Origin of the sequence: Amycolatopsis sp. NPDC051106 (assembly GCF_040682775.1) — a bacterium.
Classification (GTDB): domain Bacteria; phylum Actinomycetota; class Actinomycetes; order Mycobacteriales; family Pseudonocardiaceae; genus Amycolatopsis.
Map to the genome: position 1 here is coordinate 1 of NZ_JBFBBQ010000083.1, position 21,678 is coordinate 21,678.

The following is a 21,678-nucleotide window of genomic DNA, read 5'->3' on the forward strand; positions in this document are numbered from 1 at the left end:
GTCCGGGACGCAGGGGGTCCCGGACGAGCCACCTGGTCTCCCGAACCGACGTGTCGACCCTCCAGCCACGCGCCCCGACCCTCCGGGTACGCGCCCCGACCCTCCGGGTACGCGCCCCGACCCTCCGGGTACGCGCCCCGACCCTCCAGGTACGCAAGCCGACCTTCCCGGTACGCGAGCCGACCCTCCAGGTACGCAAGCCGACCATCTGAGAACGCGAGCCGACCGCCCAGGTACGCAAGCCGACCTTCCCGGTACGCGAGCCGACCCTCCAGGTACGCAAGCCGACCGCCCAGGCACGTGAGTCGGCCTTCTGGGTACGCGAGTCGTCCGTCCGGGTGCGCGAGTCGGCCTTCTGGGTACGCGAGCCGACTGCCCAGGTACGCGAGCCGACCTTCTGGGTACGCGACCCGACTGCCCAGGTACGCGAGCCGACCCTCTGGGTACGCGACCCGACTGCCCAGGTACGCGAGCCGACCCTCCGGGGACTCGTGTCGACTCTCCGATCACGCGTGTCGACCTTCTGATCACGCGTGTCGGCGTTGCGATCACGTGAGCCGATCCCTGAATGCGCGGCCGGTGCTGGAGTCTTCTCGACCCGAGCGCGTTGCCTGCGCCCCGCGTGTCGCCCACAGGAGTGAAACCCGGCCCGGAACGTAGCGAACGGACCGTTCGCTACGCCGGACATTTGCCCAGCTCAGTCCACTCGCCCCACTCTGGACCCATGCCCCCGACGATCTTGGTCCTCAGCACCGCGGCGGCCGCCGGAGCCGTCACCGCGCCACTCTCGGCGTGGGCCCTCGGCCGGGCCGGTGCCCCGATCCCGGCCCGGCGCGCCGCCTTACTGGCGGCCGCCGGTGTCGCGGTCGTCACCGCACCCGGGCCGGCCGGCGGCCGGCCCGGGTGGTGGCTGCCCGTGCCGCTCCTGCTCACCGTCGTCGCCGTCCCGCTCGCCCTCGCCGACCTGCGCCACCTGCGGCTCCCGGACGTGCTCACCCTGCCCGCCTACCCGCTCTTCGGCGCCGCGATCGGGGCGGCCGCCCTCGGCGGCGGTGGTCCCTCACTCGCGGTGCGCGCGGTGGCCGGTGCGCTGCTGTTCGGCGGCGCGCACGCCTTGGTCGCCCGCGCGGCCCCGGGCAGCCTCGGCGCCGGAGACGTGAAGCTGTCCGGCAGCCTCGGCGCCGTCCTGGGCGCGGCGGGATGGCCCGCCCTCGCGCTCGCGGCAGTGCTGGCCGCCTTGTTCAGCCTCGCCGTCGCGATCGCGCGCGGCACCCGTCGGCGGCGGCCGAACGATCGAGGGCACCTGCCGTCCACCCCGCATCCGATTCGTCCCTTCGGCGGCCACCGCGTACCCCACGGCCCGGCGCTGCTCGCCGCCACCTGGCTGTGCGCACTCTTCCCCGGTGCGCCATGACCGGAACACTCTTCGGGCCCGCCCGGCCCCCGTGACAGGATTGAGCCCATGTTGCGCTGGATCACCGCAGGTGAATCGCACGGACCCGCGCTGGCCGCCGTGCTCGAAGGCATGCCCGCCGGCGTCGGTGTCACCACCGCCGACGTCACCGAGCAGCTCGCCCGGCGCCGCCTCGGCTTCGGGCGCAGCCCGCGGATGGGCTTCGAGACCGACCACATCGACTTCCTCGGCGGCGTCCGCCACGGCCTCACCCAGGGCGGCCCGGTCGCGATCCAGATCGAGAACGCCGAGTGGCCCAAGTGGGAGCAGGTCATGGCGGCCGACCCGGTCGACCCGCAGATCCTCGAAGGCCTCGCGCGCAACGAACCGCTCACCCGGCCCCGCCCGGGCCACGCCGACCTGCCCGGCATGCAGAAGTACGGCTTCGACGAGGCACGCCCCGTCCTCGAGCGGGCCAGCGCGCGGGAAACGGCGTCGCGGACCGCGCTCGGCACCGTCGCGCGGAACTTCCTGAAGCAGCTGCTCGGCGTCGAGATCCTCAGCCACGTCGTGTCGATCGGCGGGGCCGACGCGCCCGAAGGGCCGCTGCCCGTCGCCGCCGACCTGGCCGCCATCGACGAGAGCCCGGTGCGCGCCTTCAGCCAGGAAGGCACCGACGCGATGGTCGCCGAGGTCGACGCCGTGCGGAAGGCGGGCGACACCGTCGGCGGCGTCATCGAGGTCCTCGCCTACGGCCTCCCGCCGGGCCTCGGCTCCCACGTCCACTGGGACCGCCGGCTCGACGCCCGGCTCGCCGGCGCGCTGATGGGCGTCCAGGCCATGAAGGGTGTCGAGGTCGGCGACGGCTTCACCACCGCCCGTCGCTGGGGCAGCCAGGCGCACGACGAGATCGACCGCGGCACCGGCCCGGTCGGCGTCACCCGCCGGTCCAACCGCGCGGGCGGTCTCGAAGGGGGCATCACCAACGGCGAGCCGCTGCGGGTGCGCGTGGCCATGAAGCCGATCTCGACCGTCCCCAAAGCACTGTCCACAGTGGACGTCAAGACCGGTGAGCCCGCCGTCGCCATCCACCAGCGGTCCGACGTCTGCGCCGTGCCGCGCGCCGGGGTCGTGCTCGAATCGGTCGTGGCGCTCGTCCTCGCCGACGCCGCGCTCGAGAAGTTCGGCGGCGACTCCCTCGTCGAAAGCAAGCGCAACGCCGAGGCGTACCTGAAGGCCCTCGAGGAGCGCTGGTGAGTCCTCGCGCGGTGATCGTCGGCCCGCCCGGCTCGGGCAAGAGCACGGTCGGCCCGCTGCTGGCGGCCGCGCTCGGCGTCGGGTTCCGCGACAGCGACGACGACATCGTCGCGCGCACCGGGCGCAGCATCGCCGACATCTTCGCGGAAGACGGCGAACCCGCTTTCCGCGCGCTGGAAGAAGAAGCGGTCGCCACCGGCCTGGCGGAGCACGACGGCGTGCTCTCCCTCGGCGGCGGCGCCCCGCTCACCCCGGGCACCCGGGCGCGGCTGGCCGAGCACACCGTCGTGTTCCTCAACGTCGGCCTCGCCGCCGGCGTGCAGCGCACCGGCCTGTCGTCGGCGCGGCCGCTGCTGGCCGGGGTGAACCCCCGCGCCACGTTCAAGAAGCTGCTCGACGAGCGGGTGCCCGTCTACCGCGAGGTCGCCACCGTCGAGGTCGTCACCGACGCCCGGACACCCGCCGAAATCGTCGCGGGCCTGGCGGCCGAGCTCGCCGTTCCCGCCGAAGCCAAGGAGTGAGTCACCCCGTGTCCGATCCGGTGCGCATCCCCGTCGCCACCGCCCGTCCCTACGACGTCGTGGTCGGCCGCGGCCTGCTCGGCGACCTCACCGCGCAGCTGGCCGACGCCTCGAAGATCGCGCTGATCCACCCGCCCACGCTCACCACCACGGCCGAGGCCATCCGCGAAGAGCTGATCGCGGCCGGGCTCGACGCGCACCGCGTCGAAATCCCCGACGCCGAGGACGGCAAGGCGCTCACCGTCGCGAGCTTCTGCTGGGAGGTGCTCGGCCGGATCGGGCTGGACCGGCGGGGGGTCGTCGTCGGCCTGGGCGGCGGCGCCGTCACCGACCTCGCCGGGTTCGTCGCGGGCACGTGGATGCGCGGGGTGCGGCTGGTCAACGTCCCGACGACGCTGCTCGGCATGGTCGACGCCGCGGTCGGCGGCAAGACCGGCATCAACACCGAGGCGGGCAAGAACCTCGTCGGGGTGTTCCACGAGCCGAGCGCGGTCTTCGTCGACCTCGCGACGCTGGAGACGCTGCCGCCGAACGAGCTCGTCGCCGGCATGGCCGAGGTGGTGAAGACCGGCTTCATCGCCGACCCGCGGATCCTCGAGCTGATCGAAGCCGACCCGGCCGGCGCGCTCGACGCGAGCGGCGACGTGCTGGCCGAGCTGGTCCGCCGGTCGATCCAGGTGAAGGCCGACGTCGTGGCCGCCGACCTGCGCGAGTCCGACCTGCGCGAGATCCTCAACTACGGCCACACCCTCGGCCACGCCATCGAACGCCGTGAGCGGTACCGGTGGCGCCACGGCGCCGCGGTGAGCGTCGGGCTGGTGTTCGCCGCCGAGCTGGCGCGGCTGGCCGGGCGGCTCGACGACGCCACCGCCGAGCGTCACGCCGCCGTGCTGAAGCTGCTCGGCCTGCCGACGACGTACGACGCCGACGCGCTGCCCCAGCTGCTGGAAACCATGAAGGGCGACAAGAAAACCCGATCGGGAGTGCTGCGGTTCGTCGTCCTGGACGGACTGGCCAAACCGGGCCGGCTCGAGGGCCCGGACCCGTCGCTGCTGGCGGCCGCGTACTCGGCGATCGCGGCGGACGCCCCTTCGAGCGGCGGGAGCATCCTGCTGTGAAGGCGTTCGTGTTCAACGGCCCCAATCTCGGGCGGCTCGGCAAGCGCGAACCGTCGGTCTACGGCTCGACCACCCACGACGACCTCGCGGCGCTGTGCGTGAAGACGGGCGCGGAGCTGGGGATCGAGGTCGAGGTCCGGCAGACCGACCACGAAGGCGAAATGGTCGGCTGGCTGCACGAAGCCGCCGACGGCGGAAACCCGGTGGTGCTCAACGCGGGAGCGTGGACCCACTACGCGATCGCGGTGCGCGACGCCGCGGCGCAGCTGTCCGCGCCGCTGATCGAGCTGCACATCTCGAACGTGCACAAGCGGGAGGCGTTCCGGCACCACAGCGTGCTGTCGGACATCGCGACCGCGGTGATCGCCGGTCTCGGCGTCGACGGCTACCCGCTCGCCCTGCGGTGGCTCGCCGCGCACCCGGGATGACGCTGCCGACGCTGACCACGGCGCGGCTGAAGCTGCGTCAGCTGGTCGAGGCCGACCGAGATGCCGTCGTAAAGGTGTTCTCCGACCCGGAGATGAGCCGGTTCTTCGCCGCGGACTTCTCCGACCCGGCCGCCGCGAGCGGGATGGTCGACCGCCGGCTGTCCTACCGCGGCCCGGCCGGCCAGGGCCACTGGGTGATCGAGCGCGACGGCGAGGTGATCGGCGTCGCGCACCTGCGGCCGTCGTCGGAACTGCCGGGCGGGGTGGCGGAGCTGGGCTACTACGTCGCGAGCGCGCACGCCGGGCAGGGGCTGGCGACCGAAGCCGCCCAAGCGGTGCTCGACCACGGCCTCCACGCGCTCGGGCTGCCGGCCGTCTGGGCGCTGGTGCACGAGAACAACGCGGCGAGCCGGAAGGTGGCTGCCCGCCTGGGTTTCCTCGACGTCGGCAGCGGCATCCACTACGGCGACCTGCACCGGGTTCTCGTCGCGTTGGCGCCGGTGCACGGGCGGCCGCACCACATCGAGCTGTGGGTGCCGGACCTGGCGGAAGCCGAGCGGAGCTGGGGCTGGCTGCTGGGCGAGCTGGGCTGGCGGGAGTTCCAGCGCTGGCCGGCGGGCATCAGCTGGCGGCTCGGCGGCACGTACGTCGTGGTCGAGGCATCGCCGGCGATGAGCGCGCCGTCGCACGAGCGCACGCGGCCGGGCCTGAACCACCTGGCGCTGCACGTGGAGACGCGCGCCCAAGTCGACGACCTGGCCGAGCGGGCGGCGGAACACGGCTGGCGCCCGCTGTTCGCGGACCGGTACCCGTACGCGGGCGGGGACGCGCACTACGCGGCTTACCTGGAGAACGACGCGGGTTTCGAGGTCGAGCTGGTCGCGCTCGAAGGCCCATCGCCGGTGTCTTGAATGAGTCATTCAGGACCTCGCACGCCCTGAATGACTCATTCAAGACGTTTGCCGGGGCACCACACCCGACGAGGGGCGCCGCGACAGCCAAGCGGGCGACATCGCCGGGGCCTGTCGTCCCGCACCGGGTCTGACCGGCCCACACTCCGAAACCCGTTGTCCGCCCGCGATCTTGTGCACGATCGAAGGACCGCCGACGAGGTGCGCCGCCACTCGGACGGGTCGGGTCTCGCTACACTCCGGTGTTGTGCGCCCGTTTCGTCGTGGGGGTCGGCGACCCGCTCGTGCCCTGCTCGCCAGTGTCCTGGCCGGGCTGCTCGTCGCGGGGTGCACCGAGGGTTACGCCCAGCCCCAGGCCGCGGGGGACAATCCCGCCATCGCCGGCGGGAAAACCGGCGCCCCGCCACGGCCGGTCGACGTCAAACTCGCTTCGGGTGACCCCCGGGAGAGTGGTGGTGTGATCGCCGCCGGTGGGGCGGACGCCGTCTACAACTACGGGCCCTCCGTCATGCTCGACCGCGGGCAGACCCGGATGTGGTGGTGCAGCCAGTACGGCGGCGCCGGCCCCGCCGGCGACGACATCCTCTACGCCCAGGCCCAGTCGATCGACGGGCCGTTCGCCGGGCCCGGCGGCGGGATCCCGGCCGCCGTCTTCTCCGGCGCGCCCGGGCAGTTCGACGGCATGCACACCTGCGACCCGTCGGTGCTGCGCGTCGGCTCGACCTACTACCTCTACTACACCGGGGCGGCGGGCGACCACGCGCTCGGCAACGCCGTCGGCCTCGCCACCAGCCCGGACGGCGTGCACTGGACCCGCGCGGCGGGCGGGAAGCCGATCCTCGGGCCGTCGCACGACGTGCACCGCGCCAACGTCTACGGCGCCGGCCAGCCCTCGGCCGTCTACCTCGACGGCTGGTTCTACCTGATGTTCACCGACACCACCGGCCGCGCCGCGGCGTGGAACGGCGCCGGGCAGTTCGTGCTCCGGTCGCACGATCCCGCGTTCGGGTCCGGGGTGCAGGCCCTCGACGTCGGCGGGTTCGTGCCGGTGGCCACGACCTCCGCGCCGCGCGGCCGGTCGGTGGTCGAGGGGTTCAGCGCCGACCTGATGTGGGTGGGGGCGCTCGACGCGTTCGTCATCGCGCACGAGACCGACACCGGGACGACGCTGACGTTCTGGACCGCGGACTTCACCGAGAACCCGTACCGGCCGGTCGTCGTCCCGGGCCCGTGGAAGGAAGGGCCGGGGCTGGTGCGCCGCGCGGACGGGCACGCGCCGCTGTCGACGGCCGCCCCGTGCGACCGGGTGCCGTTCGACGTCGTGCGCGCCACCACGATCGGCGCCGCCGCCGCGCCGACCGCCCTGCGGCACTTCGGGCTCGACCTGCTCGGCAGCCAGGCCTGCGCGAACCCGGGCCGGGTGGCCGCGACGTTCGACGGCGTGACGATGCCGTCGCCGGACCGCACGATGGACCTGGTCCGGGCCGGGCAGCGGGTGCGGGTCGACCGGCGCGCGGTCGCCGCGGCCCTGGCCGGCGAGCTGCTGGAGAAGGAGCCGCCCGAGGTGGCGGCGCTGCCGGTGGCGACCCGGCTGCGTTCGGGCACGGAAGCGGTCCGGGCGCCGGCTCGCGGGCTCGCGCTGGTCCTCGACGACCGCCGCCTGTGGGGCGTCCCGGACGCCGCGATCGTGGCCGGCAACGGCTCAACGGCACGCCCGGTGACGGACGCCCAGTGGGACGGCTTCCCGCAGGGCACCTCGCTGGTCGGCTGAGTGGAAGCAGCGGCAGGAGAGCCACCGCAGGGCACTTCGCTGGTCGGCTGACCGAAAGCAGCGGCGGGTGAGCTAAGCGGTGGCGCCTTCTCGCAGGGCGGCTCGTTGGTCGGGTGCCGCCACGCGCAGCAACCACGCGCGGTGCTCGCCGAAAGGGGAATCGAGCTGCGCGACCGGCCGGTCGAACCGGCAAGCGGTGAGCTAGGCCCGAGGTTCCTTGCTGTGGGACCGGATCCGCGGGGACGGTCGCGGCGGCTCGCCCTCCGCCCGGACCCGGCGGCGCGGCCGCGGCGAAGGCGGAGGCGGAGGCGGAGACGACGGCACCTCGCGCGCCTCTTCGGAGGCGTCGTCGTCCGCTGGATCCGCCGGCTTGGAGCGGCCGATCCGGCCGCCCACGAACAGCCCGAGCCCCGCGGGCACCAGCACCAGCAGCGCCGAGAACGCGGCGCCGCCCGTCAGCGCGCCGCCCAGCTCCGACACGCCCGTCTGGTCGACGAACACCGCCCGCCCGATCACGTACAGGATCCCCGACACCACCCCCGCCACCAGCGCCGCGATGAACCACGCGCGGCCGCGGTCCGCCAGTCCCCGCCACGCGTCCAGCGCGCTCCACAGCGCCGCCGCGCCGACCAGGACCGCCAGGGCCAGCGACGTCGCGAGGGTCTGGTCCGTCGGGTGGTACACGGCGTACTTCGCCAGCAGGGTCAGCGCGACGCCGTGGAGCACCGCCATCCCGAGTCCGCGGATCACCCAAGCGCTCATCCTGCGCAGTGTAGGCGAGGTTACTGGCGAGTTGCCCAGCACGCGCCCACTAGGCTGGGACCCGTGCCTGAGACCCATGGACGACGCCGGACGGCGCTGCGCGGGCTGCTGACCGAAGCCGGCCTCGACGCGCTGCTGGTCACCGATCTGCTCAACATCCGCTACCTCACCGGGTTCACCGGCTCGAACGCCGCCGTGCTGCTGCACGCCGAGGGTGACGCCAAGACGCTCTTCTGCACCGACGGCCGCTACACGACCCAGTCGGCCGCCGAAGTGCCCGATCTCGAGAAGGTCGTCGACCGGGCCAGCGCCGCCGCCCTCGTCGGGAAGGCCGCGAAGGACACCAAAACCTACGGCCGGGTCGGCTTCGAGAGCCAGCACGTCAGCGTCGAGGAGTACGAGTCCCTCAAGAAGGAAGTGGCTCTCGAACGGACCCCGGGGCTGGTCGAGCGGCTGCGCGAGGTCAAGGACGAGGCCGAGATCGAGGCGCTGCGCCAGGCGTGCGCCGCCGCCGACCGGGCGCTCGACGACCTCGTCGCCGCCGGGGGCCTGCGGCCCGGCCGGACCGAGCTGGACATCGCCCGTGACCTGGAGAACCGGATGCTGGAGCACGGCTCGGCCGAGCCCAGCTTCGCCTCGATCATCGCCGCCGGCGCGCACTCGGCCATCCCGCACCACCAGCCGACGCACGCCCAGCTGAAGCGCGGCGACTTCGTCAAGATGGACTTCGGCGCGACCGTCGACGGCTACCACTCCGACATGACCCGCACCTTCGTCCTCGGCGAGCCCGCGGACTGGCAGCGGGAGGTCTACGAGCTCGTGCACGCCGCCCAGGCGGCCGGGGTCGGCGCCGTCGTGCCCGGCGCCGAGGTGTCCGATGTGGACGCCGCGGCGCGGAAGGTGATCGCGGACGCGGGGCACGGCGAGCACTTCGCGCACGGCCTCGGCCACGGCGTCGGCCTGCAGATCCACGAGGCGCCCAGCTTCGCCGCGACGGGCGTCGGTACACTGTCCGCCGGTATGGCGGTCACCGTCGAGCCCGGCGTCTACCTCGCGGGGCGCGGTGGCGTGCGCATCGAGGACACGCTCGTCGTGCGGGCTGGGGAGCCCGAACTCCTCACCCTGAGCACCAAGAACCTCGTGGTCGTCTGACAGCGGCCCCGACCCGAAGATTCGACACAGGAGACTGCAAGCTCGTGGCCACGACCAACGACCTGAAGAACGGGCTCGTCCTCAACCTCGAGGGCCAGCTGTGGACCGTCACCGCGTTCCAGCACGTCAAGCCGGGGAAGGGCGGCGCCTTCGTGCGCACGACGCTCAAGCACGTGCTCACCGGCAAGGTGGTCGACAAGACGTTCAACGCGGGCACGAAGGTCGAGACGGCCACGGTGGACCGCCGGAACATGACCTACCTGTACAAGGACGGCGCCGACTTCGTCTTCATGGACGGCGACACCTACGACCAGATCACGGTCCCGGCCGAGGTCGTCGGCGACAACGCCAACTACATGCTCGAGAACACCGAGGTCCAGGTCGCGGTGCACGAGAACGAGCCGCTGTACGTCGAGCTCCCGACGTCGGTCGAGATCGTCATCCAGCACACCGACCCGGGCCTGCAGGGCGACCGCTCGACCGGCGGCACCAAGCCGGCGACGCTCGAGACGGGCGCGGAGATCCAGGTCCCGCTGTTCCTGTCCACTGGCGAGAAGATCAAGGTCGACACGCGTGACGGCCGTTACCTGGGCCGCGTCTCCAGCTGATGCCGACTTCGAAACCCCACCCGAACCGCGGCGGCGCGATCAGCCGCAGGCAGGCGCGCCGCCGTGCGGTGGAAATGCTGTACGAGGCCTCGCAGCGGGACGCCGACGCGGTGACGCTGCTGGCCGACCGCGTCGGAGCGACCGAGGTCGACCCGATCGGGGACTACACGATCGACCTGGTCGAGGGTGTCACCGCCCGCCGGGCGGCGATCGACGAGCTGCTGGCCGAGCACGCGCAGGGCTGGACCCTGGAGCGGATGCCGAAGGTCGACCTCGCGGTGCTGCGGGTCGGGGTCTACGAGCTGCTCTGGGCCGAGGACGTGCCGGATCCCGTCGCGATCGACGAGGCCGTCGGCCTGGCGAAGGAACTGTCCACGGACGATTCGCCGCGGTTCGTCAACGGCGTGCTGGGCCGGATCGGCACGATCGCCGACCGCCTCCGCGCCGTTCTTTAGAGCCCGCCCGGAGGCTCGTTCGGGGCGAGCCCTGCTCGCGGAGAGCGCGAGCCGGGCCTCACTCCGCCGTGTCTTGCGGGGGCGCAGCCCCCACGCCCCGCCCGGGGGCAAGCCCCCGGCCCCCCCGGGCGTGGTCGCCTTGAGCGTGGTACCGACTGAGCGGAACCAGCCGGCAATCAGTCCTCCTTGGCCGGGCGCGCCTCCGGAGGAAGGACACCCCAGTCGATGAGCTGCTCGGTGAGCTCGCCCGGGGTCATGTCGTAGATGATCGCGAGGGAGCGCAGGTCCTCGGTGCGGATCGAAAGCACCTTGCCGTTGTAGTCGCCGCGCTGGCTCTGGATCGTCGCCGCGTAGCGGGCCAGCGGGCCCACCTTCTCGGCCGGCAGCTGCTGCAGGCGCTCCAGGTTGATCACGATCTTGGTGGCGGGCTCCGCACCGGAGGGGACCCGGCCCTCGGGCAGCAGCTCGACCACCGGCACGCCGTAGAAGTCGGCCAGCTCGGCCAGCTTCTGCACGGTGACGGCACGGTCGCCACGCTCGTACGAGCCGACGACGACGGCCTTCCAGCGCCCACCGGACTTCTGCTCGACCCCGTGCAGGGACAGGCCCTGCTGCTGGCGGATCCCGCGGAGCTTGGCCCCGAGCGCCTTGGCGTAATCGCCCATCTGGTCGTTCTCCGTTCTCCACCCCCTTCCCGGTCGGGGTGACCGGTCCAGGGGACTCTTCGAGTCGAATACTCAGAGTAATGGTTACGCATTGTTGTCACCAGGTCAAGCGCGAGCTTGGCGCAAATCACGCCGCACCACCCGTAAGACTGAGCAAAGTGCCTGCTACTGTCGGTGCGAAAGCCCCGACCAGCAGGGGAACAGACGTCCTTTAAGGACCCGTCCGGTGAGGCGGGGAAGGAGTCCGAAGTGTCGTCACGTCCGCGTGGCGCGGCTGGTTCGGCCGGGGAGCGCGAGCTCCTCACGGCCGGCGATGTCGCGCGCACGATCGCCCGAATGGCCCATCAGGTCATCGAAAAGACCGCGAACGGTGCGGAGAGCACTACCCCGCCCGTGTTGCTCGGGATTCCCAGCCGCGGCACTCCGCTCGCGGCCCGCCTCGCCGGCAAGATTGGCGAGTTCTCCGGGGTCCGCCCGCCGACCGGCGCCCTCGACGTCACCCTCTACCGGGACGACCTCCGCCGCCGCCCGCCGCGCGCGCTCGAACAGACGCAGCTGCCGCCCGGCGGCATCGACGACCGGGTGGTGATCCTGGTCGACGACGTCCTCTTCTCCGGCCGCACGATCCGGGCCGCGCTCGATGCCCTCCGTGATCACGGCCGCCCCCGCGCGGTGCAGCTCGCCGTCCTCGTCGACCGCGGTCACCGCGAGCTGCCGATCCGGGCCGACTACGTGGGCAAGAACGTGCCGACCGCCCGCACCGAGGGCGTGTCCGTCCTGCTGGCCGAGATCGACGGCCGCGACGCGGTGCTGCTGCGTCCATCAAAAGCCGGCCCCCTCGACGCCCCCGGAGAAGAGTCTTGAAGCACCTGCTCGCCACCGACGGCCTGGACCCGGCGGTCGCCACCGCGGTGCTGGACACCGCCGACGAGCTGAAGCACACGCTGCTCGGCCGCGAGGTCAAGAAGCTGCCGACGCTGCGCGGCCGCACGGTGATCACCCTGTTCTACGAGAACTCGACGCGCACCCGGGTGTCGTTCGAGATCGCCGGGAAGTGGATGAGCGCCGACGTGATCAACGTCTCCGCGTCCAGCTCCTCGGTGAACAAGGGGGAGTCCCTGCGCGACACCGCCCTGACGCTGGCCGCCGCGGGCGCCGACTGCGTGATCGTCCGGCACCCCGCCAGCGGCGCGGCCCAGCGCCTCTCGGAGTGGCTGGCCGAGCCCGGGACGTCGGTGGTCAACGCCGGTGACGGCACCCACGAGCACCCGACGCAGGCCCTGCTCGACGCGGCGACGCTGCGGGAGCGCCTGGGGTCCTTGAAGGACCGTCGCATCGCGATCGTCGGCGACGTCCTGCACAGCCGCGTCGCCCGCTCGAACATCCACCTGCTCTCGGCCCTCGGCGCGGAGGTGGTGCTGGTCGGGCCGCCGACGCTGCTGCCCTACGGCGTCGAAAGCCTGCCGGTGACCGTTTCGCACGATCTGGACGCCGAGCTGCCCGCGGTCGACGCGGTGATGATGCTGCGGGTCCAGGCGGAACGCATGCACGGCGGCTTCTTCCCCAGTGCGCGCGAGTACTCGATCGCGTACGGCCTTTCGGAACGGCGCCAGAAGCTGCTGCCCGACCACGCGGTCGTCCTGCACCCCGGCCCGATGCTGCGCGGGATGGAGATCGCGAGCGCGGTCGCCGACTCCCCGGCCTCGGCCATCACCGAACAGGTCCGCAACGGCGTCCACGTGCGCATGGCGGTCCTCTACCACCTCTTGGCCAGTGAAGGAGCCGCCGCGTGAGCACCGTGATCAAGGGCGCCCGCCCCTACGGCGAGGGTGACCCGGTCGACGTCCTGGTCGAGGACGGCGTGATCACCGCGATCGGCGCCGTCGACGTCCCCGAAGACGCCGAAATCCTCGAAGCGGCCGGTCAGGTGCTGCTGCCGGGCTTCGTCGACCTGCACACCCACCTGCGCGAACCCGGCCGCGAGGACACCGAGACGATCGACTCGGGCTCGGCCGCGGCGGCCCTCGGCGGGTACACCGCGGTGTTCGCCATGGCCAACACCGACCCGGTCGCCGACAACGCCGTGATCGTCGAGCACGTCTGGCGGCGCGGCCAGGAGGTCGGCCTGGTCGACGTCCACCCGGTCGGCGCGGTCACCGTCGGGCTCAAGGGCGAGAAGCTCGCCGAGCTGGGCACGATGGCGAACTCGCAGGCGCGGGTCAAGGTCTTCTCCGACGACGGCCTCTGCGTCGCCGACCCGCTGCTGATGCGCCGCGCGCTGGAGTACTCGACCGCGCTCGACGTCGTCATCGCGCAGCACGCCGAGGAGCCGCGGCTGACCGTCGGCGCCCAGGCGCACGAGGGCGAGCGCGCGGCCCGGCTCGGCTACACCGGCTGGCCGGCCGCCGCGGAAGAATCCATCGTGGCCCGGGACTGCCTGCTCGCGCTGCACGCGAACGCGCGGCTGCACGTCTGCCACGTGTCCACTTCGGGCACCGCGGACGTCCTGCGCTGGGCGAAGGACCGCGGCACGAAGGTGTCGGCCGAGGTCACGCCGCACCACCTGCTGCTCACCGACGAGCGCCTGGCCACCTACGACCCGGTCAACAAGGTGAACCCGCCGCTGCGCACACAATCGGACACCGCGCGGCTGCGGGCCGCGCTGGCCGAGGGCGTCATCGACTGCGTCGCCACCGACCACGCGCCGCACGCGGTGCAGGACAAGGACACCGAGTGGGCCGCCGCGCGGCCGGGCATGCTCGGGCTGCAGACGGCACTGTCCATCGTGGCCGAGACCATGGTCCGCACCGGGCTGCTCGACTGGCGCGGCGTCGCCCGCGTGCTGAGCGAGCGGCCCGCCGAGATCGGCAACCTCGCCGACCAGGGCCGGCCGATCGCGGTCGGCGAGCCGGCGAACCTGACGCTCGTCGACCCGGACGCCGAGTGGACGGTGCGGGGCGCGGAGCTGGCCAGCATCGCCGCCAACACCCCGTACGAGGGAATGCGGCTCCCCGGTGTGGTGACCGCGACGCTGCTGCGCGGGCGGCTCACCGCGCGGGACGGGAAGGTCTGCTGATGGAACGCCTGTGGCTGGTGCTGGCGATCGTCGCCTTCTTCCTGCTCTGCCTCTGGGGCATGTACGTCGGCTGGCGCCGCAAGTCCCGCTCGCAGAGCGCCCAGGTGCCGCCGTTCCCCGCCATCCCCGAGGACGCGGGGGAGGTGCTGCTGGAGTCCACCGGCGTCTACGTCGCCACGACGATCGCGGGGGAGTGGCAGAACCGGATCGTCACCCGCGGCGCGGGACTGCGCACCGGCGCGGTTTGGCGGCTGCACGCCGGGGGTATCGCCGTCGAACGCGGCGGCGCGCCGGACTTCTGGATCCCGCGCGACGCGGTCACCGGTGTCCGGCGGGACACGAAGATCGCCGGGAAGGTGATGGGCACGGACGCGCTGCTGGTCGTCACCTGGCGGCTCGGCGGCACCGAGCTCGACACCGGCTTCCGCGGCGACGAACTCGACGACTATCCACAGTGGACAGAACAGCTCAAGATCAAGGGAGGTGCCCAGTGAACGCGCGCGCTCAGGCCGCACTGGTACTCGAAGACGGCCGGGTGTTCCGCGGCGCGGCCTACGGCGCGCGGGGACGAACCCTCGGCGAGGCGGTGTTCTGCACCGGCATGACCGGGTACCAGGAGACGCTGACCGACCCGTCCTACCACGGGCAGATCGTGGTGCAGACCGCGCCGCAGATCGGCAACACCGGCTGGAACGACGAGGACGACGAGTCGTCGAAGATCTGGGTCAACGGCTACGTGGTGCGCGACCCGGCGCGCACGCCGTCCAACTGGCGCTCTCGCCGGACGTTGGACGAGGAGCTGGTGAACCAGGGGATCGTCGGCATTGCCGAGGTGGACACCCGCTCGCTGACGCGGCACCTGCGCGAGCTCGGCGCGATGCGCGCCGGGGTGTTCTCCGGCGACGCGCTGGGCACCGTCGACGAGATGGTCGCTTCGGTGTTGGCGAGCCCGAAGATGGAAGGTGCCGACCTGGCCGGCCAGGTCACCACGCCGAAGCCGTACGTGGTTTCGCCCGAGGGTGAGACGCGGTTCCGCGTGGTCGCGCTGGACCTGGGCATCAAGTCCAACACCCCGCGCCAGATGATCAAGCGCGGCATCGAGGTGCACGTGCTGCCCTCTTCCGCGTCGCTGGAGGAGGTCCTGGCGATCGAGCCGGACGGCGTGTTCCTGTCGAACGGCCCGGGCGACCCGGCCACGACGACGCACGCCACCGAGCTGACCAAGCAGGTGCTGGGCCGCGAGATCCCGCTGTTCGGCATCTGCTTCGGCAACCAGGTCCTCGGCCGCGCGCTCGGCCTGGGCACGTACAAGATGCGCTACGGCCACCGCGGCATCAACATCCCGGTGATCGACGTCGCCACCAAGCGGGTGGCGATCACCGCGCAGAACCACGGGTTCGCCCTCGAAGGCGAGCCGGGGCAGCGCTTCGAGTCGCCCTTCGGCGCGGCCCAGGTCAGCCACTACTGCGCGAACGACGGCGCGGTCGAGGGCCTGCGGGCGTTCGACGTCCCGGCGTTCTCGGTCCAGTACCACCCCGAAGCCGCGGCCGGCCCGCACGACGCGGCCCCCCTGTTCGACGATTTCGTTTCGCTCATGGAGAAGCGGTCGTGACGCTGACGACCGGCATCGAGCGGCTCCGGATCCGGAACTTCCGGGTGCTCCGGGACGTCGAGTTGTCCGGTCTGACGCCGGTGACGGCGCTGCTGGGCCCTAATGGCAGCGGGAAGTCCACAGTCTTCGATGCGCTGGACTTTCTCGCTGAGTCGTTTCGGGCTGGGCTGCGCTCGGCGTGGGACGAGCGCGGTGGTGCCGCCGACATTGTCACCCACGGTGCGGCCGGGCCGGTTGAGATCGAGGTGACTTGCCGCATCGAAAGCGCGGTGGGCGAGTACCGGCTCGTCATCGACCACGACGACGACGGGCCGATGATCGCCGAGGAGAAGCTGACTTGGCAGCCGGCGGGTGCTGATGCGCCTTCAGAAGCTCTGGAGTTCCGGGGTGGGATGGGGACGGTTGCGGGTCTGGGCGCAGTCGGGGAGCAGGTCTCGTTGGCCGGCCCGGACCTGCTCGGCGTAAGCGTGGTCAGTCAGCTCGCCAACGCGGCCGAAGTCGGTAAGTTCCACCGGTTCATAGCTGAGATCGGGCTCTCAGATCTGAATCTCGATGCGATGCGCAACGGTGCGAAGGACGACAAGGCGTCCCAGCTCAAATCGGATGGCCGGAACGTGGGCGCCATCGTCCGGCGCCTTCGCGATGGGCTTCCACGCGAGTGGGAAGCCATCAGGGCTTCTTTGCGCAAGTATGCCCCGGGACTCGAAGACATCGAACCGTTCCAGCAGGGCAACGGCGCCTGGATCGTTCGGCTGCGCGAGCACGGCAAGGAAGACCTCATCGCCCCGGAGCACATCTCCGATGGCACGCTGCTGCTGCTCGGCTACCTGGTGGCATTGCGCACGGACACGTCGGTCCTCCTCCTCGAAGAACCGGAGAACCAGGTCCACCCGCGCATCCACTATTTGCTTGCCGAAGACGCGCGGGGGGCGCGCGCCGACCAGGTCATCATCGCGACGCACGCGCCTCGCTTCGTCGACGCGTTGCGACCGGACGAGGTCTGGACGTTCGCGCGCGGGAACGATGGCTACGCCGAGGTCAAGCGGGCGTCCGACGAAGCGGCGGTCGTCCGCATGGTCGAGTCCGGCGGAGCGCTCGGTGACCTGTGGACCGAGGGATATTTCCGGTTCGGTGACCCGCTCGGGGAGCGCCCGTGACTGTGCTGGCTCCCTGTCGCCTCGAAGTGCTTGTCGAGGAACCGTCCGCGGAAGGAGCGTTGAAAGCTCTTCTCCCGAAGATCGTTCCCGAAGTGGCCTTCGAGATCGTCCCCTTCAACGGCAAGACCGATCTGCTGCGCAAGCTGCCCGTCCGGCTCCGGGACTACACGCACTACTGGGCTGAAACGGGCCTGCGGATCGTTGTCCTGCTGGACCGGGACAACGACGACTGCGCCGAGCTCAAGAGCCGCCTCGTCGAGATCGCGCACAAAGCGGGACTGCCGGGTGAAGCGACGCTGTTCCGCATCGTGATCGAGGAACTCGAGGCCTGGTTCCTGGGTGACGTCCCGGCGCTGAACGCGGCTTATCCCCGGGTGCCACTCAGCCTGGACAGCCAGGCCAAGTTCCGCGACCCGGAGAACGTTCCCGGTGGTGCGTGGGAGGGCTTGGAACACGTCCTGCAGAAGCACGGCTATCACCGGAAGGGCCTCCAGAAGGTCCGGGCGGCGAGCGAGATCGCGCCCCACATGGACATCGAGAACAACCGATCCCCAAGCTTTCAGGTCTTCCGCGACGGTCTGCGGCGCCTGGTGAAAGAAGGAAACTGATGCCGAAGAGGACGGACATCCAGCACGTGCTGGTGATCGGCTCCGGGCCGATCGTGATCGGGCAGGCCGCGGAGTTCGACTACTCCGGTACCCAGGCCTGCCGGGTGCTGCGCAGCGAAGGCCTGCGCGTGTCCCTGGTGAACTCGAACCCGGCCACCATCATGACCGACCCCGAGTTCGCCGACGCCACCTACATCGAGCCGGTGACGCCGGACTTCGTCGAGAAGGTCATCGCGGCGGAACGCCCCGACGCGATCCTCGCCACCCTCGGCGGGCAGACCGCGCTCAACTGCGCGGTCGCCCTGCACGAGCGCGGGGTGCTCGACAAGTACGGCGTCGAGCTGATCGGCGCCGACATCGACGCCATCCAGCGCGGTGAGGACCGGCAGAAGTTCAAGGACATCGTGCGCACCATCGGCGCCGACGTGCCGCGCAGCCGTGTCTGCCACGACATGGCCGAGGTCCGCGAGACCGTCGAGGACCTGGGCCTGCCGGTCGTGATCCGGCCCAGCTTCACCATGGGCGGGCTCGGCTCCGGCATGGCGCACACGCCGGAAGACCTGGAGCGGCTCGCGTCCACCGGGCTCGCCGAATCTCCCGTCACCGAGGTGCTCATCGAGGAGAGCGTGCTCGGCTGGAAGGAGTACGAGCTCGAGCTGATGCGCGACAAGCACGACAACGTCGTGGTCGTCTGCTCGATCGAGAACATCGACGCGATGGGCGTGCACACCGGCGACTCCGTCACCGTGGCGCCGACCATGACCCTCACCGACCGCGAGTACCAGGTGATGCGGGACGTCGGCATCGCCGTGCTGCGCGAGGTCGGCGTGGACACCGGCGGCTGCAACATCCAGTTCGCGATCAACCCGGCCGACGGCCGGATGGTCGTCATCGAGATGAACCCGCGGGTGTCGCGGTCGAGTGCGCTGGCGTCGAAGGCCACCGGCTTCCCGATCGCCAAGATCGCCGCGAAGCTCGCCATCGGCTACACCCTCGACGAGATCACCAACGACATCACCGGCGAGACCCCGGCGGCCTTCGAGCCCACTTTGGACTACGTCGTCGTGAAGATGCCGCGGTTCGCCTTCGAGAAGTTCCCGGGCGCCGACCCGACGCTGACCACGACGATGAAGAGCGTCGGCGAGGCGATGTCGTTCGGCCGCAGCTTCCCCGAGGCCCTCGGCAAAGTGATGCGCTCGATCGAGACCAAGGCGACCGGCTTCTGGACGCTGCCCGACCCCGAGGGCGTCACGCTGGAGTCCACTTTGGACGACCTGCGCACGCCGCACGAAGGCCGGCTGTACGAAGTGGAACGCGCGCTGCGCCTCGGCGGCACCGTCGAGCAGGTGCACGAGGCCTCCGGCATCGACCCGTGGTTCATCGACCAGATCGCCTACATCGGCGAGGTCGGCGCCGAGGTCCGCGACGCCCCGGTGCTCGACGGCGACCTGCTGCGCCGCGCCAAGCGCACCGGCCTGTCGGACCGCCAGATCGCCGCGCTGCGGCCGGAACTGGCCGGCGAGGACGGCGTCCGCACGCTGCGCCACCGCCTCGGCGTGCGGCCGGTGTTCAAGACCGTGGACACCTGCGCGGCCGAGTTCGCCGCCCAGACGCCGTACCACTACTCGGCCTACGAGTCCGACCCCGAAGCGCAGTCCGAAGTGGCCGTGCAGAGCGAAAAGCCGAAGGTGCTCATCCTCGGCTCGGGCCCGAACCGGATCGGCCAGGGCATCGAGTTCGACTACTCCTGCGTGCACGCGGCGATCGCGTTGCGGGAGGCCGGGTTCGAGGCCGTCATGGTCAACTGCAACCCGGAAACCGTGTCCACCGACTACGACACGTCCGACCGGCTGTACTTCGAGCCGCTGTCCTTCGAGGACGTCCTCGAGGTCGTGCACGCCGAGCAGGCGTCCGGCACGGTCGCCGGCGTCATCGTCCAGCTCGGCGGCCAGACCCCGCTGGGCCTGGCCAAGCGGCTCGCCGACGCCGGTGTCCCGGTGGTCGGGACGCCGCCGGAGGCCATCCACCTGGCCGAGGACCGCGGCGCGTTCGGCGAGGTCCTCACCGACGCCGGGCTGCCCGCGCCGCGCTACGGCACGGCGACGTCGTTCGAAGGCGCCAAGCGGATCGCCGACGAGATCGGCTACCCGGTGCTCGTCCGGCCGTCCTACGTGCTCGGCGGGCGCGGCATGGAGATCGTCTACGACGAGGAGACCCTGGCCGGCTACATCGGCCGTGCCACCGAGATCACCCCCGAACACCCGGTGCTGGTGGACCGCTTCCTCGACGACGCCATCGAAATCGACGTCGACGCGCTGTACGACGGCGAAGAGCTCTACCTCGGCGGGGTCATGGAGCACATCGAGGAAGCCGGGATCCACTCCGGCGACTCCTCGTGCGCACTGCCGCCGATCACACTCGGGCACACCGACCTGCAGGCCGTCCGCCGCTCCACCGAGGCCATCGCACGCGGCGTGGGTGTGCGCGGGCTCCTGAACGTCCAGTACGCGCTCAAGGACGACGTCCTGTACGTCCTGGAGGCCAACCCGCGCGCGTCGCGGACGGTGCCGTTCGTGTCCAAGGCGACCGCGGTGCCGCTCGCGAAGGCCGCCGCGCTGATCATGACCGGCTCGACGATCAAGGACCTGCGCGAGAGCGGCGTCCTGCCGGCCGACGGCGACGGCGGGCAGATGCCGGCCGACTCGCCGGTCGCGGTGAAGGAAGCGGTGCTGCCCTTCCACCGCTTCCGCACGCCCGAAGGCCACGGCGTCGATTCGCTGCTGGGCCCGGAAATGAAGTCCACCGGCGAGGTGATGGGCGTCGACGTCGACTTCGGCAAGGCGTTCGCCAAGTCGCAGAGCGCCGCCTACGGCTCGCTGCCGACGTCCGGGCGCGTGTTCGTCTCGGTGGCCAACCGCGACAAGCGTTCGCTGGTGTTCCCGGTGAAGCGGCTGGCGGACCTCGGGTTCGAGATCCTCGCCACGTCCGGCACCGCGGAAGTGCTGCGGCGCAACGGGGTCGCGTGCACCGTGGTGCGCAAGCACTACGAGGGGTCGACCGAAGCCGAGCCGAACATCGTGGACGTCATCCTCAACGGCGACGTCGACATGGTGATCAACACGCCGTACGGCAACAGCGGCCCGCGCGTCGACGGCTACGAAATCCGCACCGCCGCGGTGTCGCGCGACATCCCGTGCGTGACGACCGTGCAGGGCGCCGCGGCGGCCGTGCACGGCATCGAGGCGCTCATCCGGGGCGACATCGGGGTCAAGTCCCTGCAGGAGCTGCAGGCGGCGCTGAAGGCGAAGTCGTGACGGCGCCTTCGGAGCGGTTCGGGGCGCGGCTGGCGAAGGCCGTCGCGGACCGGGGCCCGCTGTGCGCCGGGATCGACCCCCACCCGGGCCTGCTCGAGGCCTGGGAGCTCCCGGTGGACGCTTCGGGCCTGGAACGGTTCGCGTTGTCCGCCACGGAGGTCCTGGCGGCGCGCACGGCGATCGTGAAGCCGCAGTCGGCGTTCTTCGAAAGTTTCGGCGCGGCGGGCATCCGGGTGCTGGAACGCGTCGTCGAAACCGCGCGCGAAGCCGGCGCGCTGGTGCTGCTGGACGTCAAGCGCGGCGACATCGGCTCCACGATGGCGGCCTACACCGCCGCGTACGTGGCCGACGGCGCGGCGATCGCGGCCGACGCGATCACCGTCTCGCCTTACCTCGGGTTCGGCTCTTTGGCCCAATGCGCCGAAACGGCGGTCGCCGCGGGGCGCGGCATCTTTGTGCTTGCGCGAACTTCCAACCCCGAAGCGGCCGCGGTGCAGAACGCGAAGCTGCCCGACGGGCGCACGGTGGCGCAGTCGATCGTCGATTCCGTGGCGGCGCTCAACGCATCCGCGGAACCGCTCGGCGATGTGGGTGTCGTGGTCGGGGCCACCGTTTCGCCGGGGGAACTCGATCTCTCGCGGCTGAACGGACCGGTGCTGGCGCCCGGTTTCGGGGCCCAGGGAGCCACTGTGGCCGATCTGCGGGCTCTCTTCGGCGCTGCTGTCGGTACAGGTCTGCCCGGTGTGCTGCCCGCGTCGTCCCGTGACCTGCTGCGGCACGGACCGGAGCAAGCGGCTTTGCGCCAAGCGGTCGAACGGGTCGCCGAAGTGCTGGCCGACCCGCAGGAAAACGACCAATAGCAGGGGCCGG

21 protein-coding genes are annotated in these 21,678 nt (G+C 71.6%); 19 read left to right on the forward strand and 2 right to left on the reverse strand.

Annotated features, from left to right (window positions below; all coding sequences use genetic code 11):
• The first annotated feature begins 724 nt into the window (after positions 1-724).
• The 7 genes from AB0M83_RS38740 to AB0M83_RS38770 all read left to right on the forward strand — a co-directional run bounded on the left by AB0M83_RS38740 (position 725) and on the right by AB0M83_RS38770 (position 7,399).
• The gene (locus tag AB0M83_RS38740; RefSeq protein WP_364525151.1) at positions 725-1,414 is read left to right on the forward strand and encodes an A24 family peptidase; all 690 of its coding nucleotides are present in this window, start codon (positions 725-727) and stop codon (positions 1,412-1,414) included.
• Between the two features lie 48 nt (positions 1,415-1,462).
• The gene (gene aroC / locus AB0M83_RS38745) at positions 1,463-2,650 is read left to right on the forward strand and encodes a chorismate synthase (protein ID WP_285483105.1); all 1,188 of its coding nucleotides are present in this window, start codon (positions 1,463-1,465) and stop codon (positions 2,648-2,650) included.
• The gene (locus tag AB0M83_RS38750; RefSeq protein ID WP_364525154.1) at positions 2,647-3,171 is read left to right on the forward strand and encodes a shikimate kinase; all 525 of its coding nucleotides are present in this window, start codon (positions 2,647-2,649) and stop codon (positions 3,169-3,171) included. The genes aroC and AB0M83_RS38750 overlap by 4 nt, the downstream gene beginning before the upstream one ends.
• 8 nt (positions 3,172-3,179) lie before the next feature.
• Positions 3,180-4,289 (forward strand): 3-dehydroquinate synthase, encoded by a 1,110-nt coding sequence (gene aroB / locus AB0M83_RS38755; protein ID WP_364525157.1) that lies wholly within the window; start codon positions 3,180-3,182, stop codon positions 4,287-4,289.
• Complete coding sequence (aroQ, locus tag AB0M83_RS38760; protein WP_364525159.1) at positions 4,286-4,717, forward strand: type II 3-dehydroquinate dehydratase; 432 nt, start codon at positions 4,286-4,288, stop codon at positions 4,715-4,717. Before aroB ends, aroQ begins: the two co-directional genes overlap by 4 nt.
• Positions 4,714-5,628, forward strand: a complete 915-nt coding sequence (locus AB0M83_RS38765; protein WP_364525161.1) for a GNAT family N-acetyltransferase — start codon at positions 4,714-4,716, stop codon at positions 5,626-5,628. The genes aroQ and AB0M83_RS38765 overlap by 4 nt, the downstream gene beginning before the upstream one ends.
• A 289-nt stretch (positions 5,629-5,917) precedes the next feature.
• A complete protein-coding gene (locus tag AB0M83_RS38770; RefSeq protein WP_364525207.1) occupies positions 5,918-7,399 on the forward strand; it encodes a beta-xylosidase in 1,482 nt (493 codons plus the stop codon).
• 201 nt (positions 7,400-7,600) lie between these two features.
• Here the strand turns inward: AB0M83_RS38770 and AB0M83_RS38775 are convergent, their stop codons facing one another.
• Positions 7,601-8,161 carry a B-4DMT family transporter gene (locus tag AB0M83_RS38775; protein ID WP_364525163.1) on the reverse strand — a complete coding sequence of 187 codons (561 nt, stop codon included), beginning with the start codon at positions 8,159-8,161 and terminating at the stop codon, positions 7,601-7,603.
• A gap of 63 nt (positions 8,162-8,224) precedes the next feature.
• On the opposite strand from AB0M83_RS38775, the gene AB0M83_RS38780 reads away from it, so the two are divergent.
• From AB0M83_RS38780 to nusB, 3 genes are read left to right on the forward strand one after another with little or no spacing between them, the layout of a single operon-like run.
• Complete coding sequence (locus AB0M83_RS38780) at positions 8,225-9,313, forward strand: Xaa-Pro peptidase family protein (RefSeq protein ID WP_364525165.1); 1,089 nt, start codon at positions 8,225-8,227, stop codon at positions 9,311-9,313.
• A 44-nt stretch (positions 9,314-9,357) separates the two neighbouring features.
• Complete coding sequence (gene efp, locus AB0M83_RS38785) at positions 9,358-9,921, forward strand: elongation factor P (protein WP_086856368.1); 564 nt, start codon at positions 9,358-9,360, stop codon at positions 9,919-9,921.
• Complete coding sequence (gene nusB, locus AB0M83_RS38790) at positions 9,921-10,376, forward strand: transcription antitermination factor NusB (RefSeq protein ID WP_247011652.1); 456 nt, start codon at positions 9,921-9,923, stop codon at positions 10,374-10,376. The genes efp and nusB overlap by 1 nt, the downstream gene beginning before the upstream one ends.
• A 176-nt stretch (positions 10,377-10,552) precedes the next feature.
• Here the strand turns inward: nusB and AB0M83_RS38795 are convergent, their stop codons facing one another.
• Complete coding sequence (locus AB0M83_RS38795) at positions 10,553-11,041, reverse strand: transcriptional regulator (protein ID WP_020422358.1); 489 nt, start codon at positions 11,039-11,041, stop codon at positions 10,553-10,555.
• A gap of 249 nt (positions 11,042-11,290) precedes the next feature.
• On the opposite strand from AB0M83_RS38795, the gene pyrR reads away from it, so the two are divergent.
• The 9 genes from pyrR to pyrF are packed head-to-tail and all read left to right on the forward strand — an operon-like array spanning position 11,291 to position 21,668.
• Positions 11,291-11,905, forward strand: coding sequence for a bifunctional pyr operon transcriptional regulator/uracil phosphoribosyltransferase PyrR (gene pyrR, locus AB0M83_RS38800; RefSeq protein WP_364525167.1), 615 nt, complete (start codon positions 11,291-11,293; stop codon positions 11,903-11,905).
• The gene (locus AB0M83_RS38805; protein ID WP_364525169.1) at positions 11,902-12,834 is read left to right on the forward strand and encodes an aspartate carbamoyltransferase catalytic subunit; all 933 of its coding nucleotides are present in this window, start codon (positions 11,902-11,904) and stop codon (positions 12,832-12,834) included. Before pyrR ends, AB0M83_RS38805 begins: the two co-directional genes overlap by 4 nt.
• Positions 12,831-14,117 carry a dihydroorotase gene (locus AB0M83_RS38810; RefSeq protein WP_364525171.1) on the forward strand — a complete coding sequence of 429 codons (1,287 nt, stop codon included), beginning with the start codon at positions 12,831-12,833 and terminating at the stop codon, positions 14,115-14,117. The genes AB0M83_RS38805 and AB0M83_RS38810 overlap by 4 nt, the downstream gene beginning before the upstream one ends.
• Complete coding sequence (locus AB0M83_RS38815) at positions 14,117-14,611, forward strand: transporter (protein WP_364525173.1); 495 nt, start codon at positions 14,117-14,119, stop codon at positions 14,609-14,611. Before AB0M83_RS38810 ends, AB0M83_RS38815 begins: the two co-directional genes overlap by 1 nt.
• Positions 14,608-15,729 carry a glutamine-hydrolyzing carbamoyl-phosphate synthase small subunit gene (gene carA / locus AB0M83_RS38820; RefSeq protein ID WP_364525175.1) on the forward strand — a complete coding sequence of 374 codons (1,122 nt, stop codon included), beginning with the start codon at positions 14,608-14,610 and terminating at the stop codon, positions 15,727-15,729. Before AB0M83_RS38815 ends, carA begins: the two co-directional genes overlap by 4 nt.
• Positions 15,726-16,886 carry an AAA family ATPase gene (locus AB0M83_RS38825; RefSeq protein WP_364525177.1) on the forward strand — a complete coding sequence of 387 codons (1,161 nt, stop codon included), beginning with the start codon at positions 15,726-15,728 and terminating at the stop codon, positions 16,884-16,886. Before carA ends, AB0M83_RS38825 begins: the two co-directional genes overlap by 4 nt.
• Positions 16,883-17,494, forward strand: coding sequence for a DUF4276 family protein (locus AB0M83_RS38830; protein WP_364525179.1), 612 nt, complete (start codon positions 16,883-16,885; stop codon positions 17,492-17,494). Before AB0M83_RS38825 ends, AB0M83_RS38830 begins: the two co-directional genes overlap by 4 nt.
• On the forward strand, positions 17,494-20,808 hold the full coding sequence (gene carB, locus AB0M83_RS38835) for a carbamoyl-phosphate synthase large subunit (protein ID WP_364525181.1): 3,315 nt from the start codon (positions 17,494-17,496) through the stop codon (positions 20,806-20,808). The genes AB0M83_RS38830 and carB overlap by 1 nt, the downstream gene beginning before the upstream one ends.
• On the forward strand, positions 20,805-21,668 hold the full coding sequence (pyrF, locus tag AB0M83_RS38840; protein ID WP_364525184.1) for an orotidine-5'-phosphate decarboxylase: 864 nt from the start codon (positions 20,805-20,807) through the stop codon (positions 21,666-21,668). Before carB ends, pyrF begins: the two co-directional genes overlap by 4 nt.
• Positions 21,669-21,678 lie beyond the last annotated feature (10 nt).

Excerpts from the sequence above, each read along its gene's own strand:
- AB0M83_RS38740 (WP_364525151.1), top strand. The coding sequence starts at position 725 with ATGCCCCCGACGATCTTGGTCCTCAGCACCGCGGCGGCCGCCGGAGCC.
- AB0M83_RS38775 (WP_364525163.1), bottom strand. The coding sequence starts at position 8,161 with ATGAGCGCTTGGGTGATCCGCGGACTCGGGATGGCGGTGCTCCACGGC.
- aroC (WP_285483105.1), top strand. The coding sequence starts at position 1,463 with ATGTTGCGCTGGATCACCGCAGGTGAATCGCACGGACCCGCGCTGGCC.
- AB0M83_RS38765 (WP_364525161.1), top strand. The coding sequence starts at position 4,714 with ATGACGCTGCCGACGCTGACCACGGCGCGGCTGAAGCTGCGTCAGCTG.
- AB0M83_RS38795 (WP_020422358.1), bottom strand. The coding sequence starts at position 11,041 with ATGGGCGATTACGCCAAGGCGCTCGGGGCCAAGCTCCGCGGGATCCGC.
- nusB (WP_247011652.1), top strand. The coding sequence starts at position 9,921 with ATGCCGACTTCGAAACCCCACCCGAACCGCGGCGGCGCGATCAGCCGC.
- carB (WP_364525181.1), top strand. The coding sequence starts at position 17,494 with ATGCCGAAGAGGACGGACATCCAGCACGTGCTGGTGATCGGCTCCGGG.
- AB0M83_RS38815 (WP_364525173.1), top strand. The coding sequence starts at position 14,117 with ATGGAACGCCTGTGGCTGGTGCTGGCGATCGTCGCCTTCTTCCTGCTC.